General features: G+C 71.3%; 5 protein-coding genes. All 5 read right to left on the reverse strand.

Features of this window, described 5'->3' with window-relative positions; all coding sequences use genetic code 11:
* On the reverse strand, positions 1-553 hold a 553-nt coding region (locus FIF60_RS21235; protein WP_144300285.1), incomplete at its 3' end, for a LysM peptidoglycan-binding domain-containing protein.
* A gap of 98 nt (positions 554-651) precedes the next feature.
* The gene (locus FIF60_RS21240; RefSeq protein WP_144300286.1) at positions 652-1,302 is read right to left on the reverse strand and encodes a protein-L-isoaspartate(D-aspartate) O-methyltransferase; all 651 of its coding nucleotides are present in this window, start codon (positions 1,300-1,302) and stop codon (positions 652-654) included.
* Position 1,303: 1 nt separating this feature from the next.
* Positions 1,304-2,107 (reverse strand): 5'/3'-nucleotidase SurE, encoded by an 804-nt coding sequence (gene surE / locus FIF60_RS21245; protein WP_144300287.1) that lies wholly within the window; start codon positions 2,105-2,107, stop codon positions 1,304-1,306.
* The gene (gene serS, locus FIF60_RS21250; RefSeq protein ID WP_144300288.1) at positions 2,104-3,378 is read right to left on the reverse strand and encodes a serine--tRNA ligase; all 1,275 of its coding nucleotides are present in this window, start codon (positions 3,376-3,378) and stop codon (positions 2,104-2,106) included. Before serS ends, surE begins: the two co-directional genes overlap by 4 nt.
* A 15-nt stretch (positions 3,379-3,393) precedes the next feature.
* Positions 3,394-4,185 carry a twin-arginine translocase subunit TatC gene (tatC, locus tag FIF60_RS21255; RefSeq protein WP_144300289.1) on the reverse strand — a complete coding sequence of 264 codons (792 nt, stop codon included), beginning with the start codon at positions 4,183-4,185 and terminating at the stop codon, positions 3,394-3,396.
* Positions 4,186-4,333: the final 148 nt, after the last annotated feature.

The following is a 4,333-nucleotide window of genomic DNA, read 5'->3' on the forward strand; positions in this document are numbered from 1 at the left end:
CTGCCAGTGCGGGAGGTGGCGGTGGCGGCAGGGGGAGCGATGCGAGCTGCTCGGCCTCCTCCGCCGCGGCGGGCGTCGCGAGCGGCGCCGCGGGTGGCGCCGCGCCTGGCGGGGGCGGCAGGGCTTCCTCGGTCACCGCCCGAGGGCCGAAGGGTTCGGCCGAAGCGGTCACCCTCGGCGGCTCCATCGCCCCGAGCGAGGAGGCGCTCCCTGCCGCGACGACCGGAACGGGCGGCGGCAGCGAGGCGACGACGGGCTGGGGCGGCGGCAGGACGCCCGGCACGTGCAGAACCTGCCCCGGCCGGATCACGTACGGAGGCTGCAGTCCGTTCGCAGCGATCACCGGTTGCACCGGCACGCCATGCCGCCGCGCGATGGCCGAGACCGTGTCGCCGCGCTGGACGATCACCGTCACCGGCTCCGCGCTCGACGGCCCGTAGGCAGGCGGCGGCCCGCGTCCGCCACAGGCGGCGAGCAGGGCAAGCGCTGCGGCCGCCGCGCCGAGGCGGGCGAGCGGGGCAAGCACGGAGGGGATGCGATGCTCTCTTCTCATGCCGAGTCGCACTTAGCGTCGCCCCGAGTCGTGGCGCAATGGCGGCGGGCCTGCGGCGATGCGATGGGTCGCGAGGTGTTGCAGCCGCGCCGCAGCCGTTAAGCCTTCGTATCGTCAGCCACGCCGGGCAGAAGGGGCACGAAGCGCACCGCCATCAGCTTCTCCCGCGCGATCTCCTCTCCATTCCGCGTCAGCCGCCAGAGATGCTGGCTGTCCGCCGTCCTTCCCATGGGAATCACCATGATGCCGCCGTCCGGGGAGAGCTGGTCGAGCAGCGCCTGCGGCGCCTCCTTCGGCGCGGCGGTGACGATGATGCGGTCGAACGGCGCGAGCTCCGGCCAGCCGGCCATGCCGTCTCCCGCGCGGGCAACGATGTTGGTGAGGCCAAGCTCCTTCAGGATCCCCTCCGCCCGCTCGAGCAGCGCGGGGTGCCGCTCGATCGTATAGAGGCGGCGGCAGAGGCGCGCGAGCACCGCCGCCTGGTAGCCCGAGCCGGTGCCGATCTCGAGGACGCGGTGGCGCTTGCTGACCTTGAGCGCCTCGGTCATCGTCGCGACCACGCGCGGCTGGCTGATCGTCTGGCCGAGGCCGATCGGCAGAGCGATATCCTCCCACGCCTGGTCGCGGAACGTTTCCGGGATGAAACGCTCGCGCGGCACGCTCTCGATTGCTGCCAGCACCGAGGCATCGGTGATGCCCGCGCGGCGGAGGCCGAGGATCAGGCGGATACGGCTCGCGTCCGTCGGCATGTCAGGCGAAGGCCGCGCGGAGCTCGAGCAGGAAGCCGCGCGCGGTCGCGTCGATCGTGACCGGTGTGATGGCGATCGCGCCCTCGTTGATGGCGGAGAGGTCCGAGCCGCGGGGTTGCTCCTCCTCCTTGCTGTAGTCGAGGATCCACCAGTAGGGCCGCCCGTCCGGGTCGGCGCGCTTCTCCAGCCTGAGCCCCTGCTTGCGCTTGCCCTGGTGCGCCACGCGGATGCCGCTGACCTCCTCGGCGGCGAGGTCGGGGACGTTGACGTTCATCAGCGTCGCGTCCGGCCAGGGAAGCGCGGCGAGGCGGTTGATGATGCCGGGTGCGAAATGGCTGCACGTCTCCCAGCGCGGCCGTTCCGAGACCGATCCGTTGCGCGGAAGGTCCAGGCTGAAGGCGATGGCGCGGAAGCCCAGCAGGCAGGCCTCCATCGCCGCCGCGACCGTTCCCGAGTAGCCGATGTCCTCGCCGAGATTGGCGCCCATGTTGATGCCGGAGAGGACGAGGTCGGGCGGCTTTCCGCCCATCACCTCATGCACGCCGATCAGCACGCAGTCGGTCGGCGTGCCGTCGACCGCGAAGCGCCGCGGCCCGGCGCGCGAGACGCGCAAGGGGCGGCGGATGGTCAGCGAATGGCTGACGGCCGATTGCTGCGTCTCGGGCGCGACCACCCAGACATGCCGCGACAGCCCGCGCGCGATGCGCTCGAGAACGCGGATGCCCGGCGCGAGGATGCCGTCATCGTTGGTGACGAGGATGCGCGCCCCGGCAAGATCGGCGATCGGGGGAAGCCGTGCGCTCATGCGGCGGCGATGCGCGCGAGCCCGCCCATGTAGGGCCGCAGCACCTCGGGGATGGCGACGGAACCGTCCTCCTGCTGGTGGTTCTCGAGCACGGCGATCAGCGCGCGGCCCACGGCGATGCCCGAGCCGTTCAGCGTATGGACGAAGCGCGTGCCCTTCTGCCCCGCCGCACGGCAGCGCGCATCCATCCGCCGTGCCTGGAAGTCGCGGCAGTTGGAGCACGAGGAGATCTCGCGATACGCGCCCTGGCCGGGAAGCCAGGCCTCGATGTCGAAGGTCCGCGCCGCGCCGAAGCCGACATCGGCAGAGCAGAGATCGACGACGCGATAGGGGATCTCGAGCGCCTGAAGCACCGCCTCGGCGCAGGCGGTCATGCGCTCGTGCTCGGCCTCGCTGTCCTCCGGCCGGGTGATCGAGACGAGCTCGACCTTCATGAACTGGTGCTGGCGCAGCATCCCCCGCGTGTCGCGTCCCGCAGCGCCCGCCTCGGAGCGGAAGCAAGGCGTGAGCGCGGTGACGCGCATCGGCAGCGTCGCCTCGTCGACCACGATCTCGCGCACCAGGTTGGTCAACGGCACCTCTGCCGTCGGGATGAGCCAGCGGCCGTCGGTGGTGCGGAACTGGTCCTCGGCGAACTTCGGCAGCTGGTTGGTGCCGAACAGCGCGGCCTCGCGAACCAGGAGGGGCGGCGAGACCTCCGTGTAGCCGCCTTCGCCCGTTTGCCGATCGAGCATGAACTGGCCGAGCGCGCGTTCGAGCCGCGCGAGCGCGCCCTTCAGCACGGTGAAGCGGCTCCCCGCGATCCGCCCCGCCGCCTCGAAATCCATCAGGCCGAGGCGCTCGCCGATCTCGAAATGCTGCAGCGGCTGCCAGGCGAACTCGCGCGGCGTGCCCCAGCGGCGAAGCTCGACATTGTCCGCCTCCGAGGCGCCATCGGGCACGGCGGCATCGAGCACGTTCGGCAGCCCCGCGAGCGCCGCGTCGAGCTCGGCGCCGAGCCTCTGCGCCTCCGCCTCCTCGCGTGCGATCGCCTCGCCCATCTGCGCGGCCTCGGCGAGAAGCGGCGCGGCATCCTCGCCCCTGCCCTTTGCCTGGCCGATTCGCTTGGAGAGTGCGTTGCGGGCGGCCTGCATCTGCTCGAAGGCGGTCAGGCTCGCGCGGCGGCGCTGGTCGAGCGCGAGAAGCGTCTCGGCGGACGGGGGCAGGCCGCGGCGAACAAGAGCGGCGTCGAAGGCGGCCGCGTCCTCGCGGATCCGGCGTATGTCGTGCATCGGGGTCGTCCCGTCTCAGCTTGACGCGGCGGCGGCCTGGTCGCGCTTTCGAAGCAGCCGCGCCGCAAGGATCGAGCCTTCGTAGAGCAGCAGCAGCGGCACGGCGAGGCCAACCTGGCTGATCACGTCCGGCGGGGTGATGACGGCAGCGAGAACGAACATGCCGACAATGGCGTAGCGCCGCTTCGCCGCCATGCCTTCCGGCGTGATGATGCCGACGCGGCACATCAGCACGAGGCCGACGGGCATGAGGAAGGCGAAGCCGAAGGCGAAGATCAGCCGCATCACCAGCGAGAGGTACTCGTTGACCTTCGCCTCGAGCTGGATCGGCAGCTCGCCCGGGCCGGCCGGGCTCTCGAAGGAGAGGAAGAACCGCCACGCCGCAGGGATGACGAAGTAGTAGCAGAAGGCCGCGCCGGCGGCGAAGAAGAAGGGGGTGGCGATCAGGAACGGCGCGATGGCGCGCTTCTCGCTGCGGTAGAGGCCGGGCGCGATGAAGAGCCAGAGCTGCGTCGCCCACCACGGGAAGCTGATCATCATCGCGCCCCAGAGCGCCACCTTGAGGTAGGTGAAGAACGCCTCGTAGAGGGCGGTGAAGATCATCCGCCGTTCCTGGCCCGTCGTCTCCTGCAGGATGTTGGCAAGCGGGGCGGCGAGGAAGCCGTAGATCTCCTTCGAGAACACGTAGCAGAAGATGAAGGCGATCACGAACCCGCCGAAGGCGAGCAGAAGCCGCGTGCGGAGCTCGATCAGATGGTCGAGCAACGGCATCGGCTTGTCGTCGATGATGTCCTCTTCGGGGCGCATCGCTGTTCTTCAGGCGTTGTCGCGGGCTGGCATGTCGGGCGGCGCGGCGACGGCCGGCGCCCTCGCCGCGGCGGGCGGCGCGGCCACGCCGGGGGGAACGAAGGCAGGCGGCCCCTTCGGCGCAGCGGGCGGTGGCGGCACGGGCGCG

This window comes from Elioraea rosea, assembly GCF_007644105.1.
Lineage (GTDB): Bacteria > Pseudomonadota > Alphaproteobacteria > Acetobacterales > Acetobacteraceae > Elioraea_A > Elioraea_A rosea.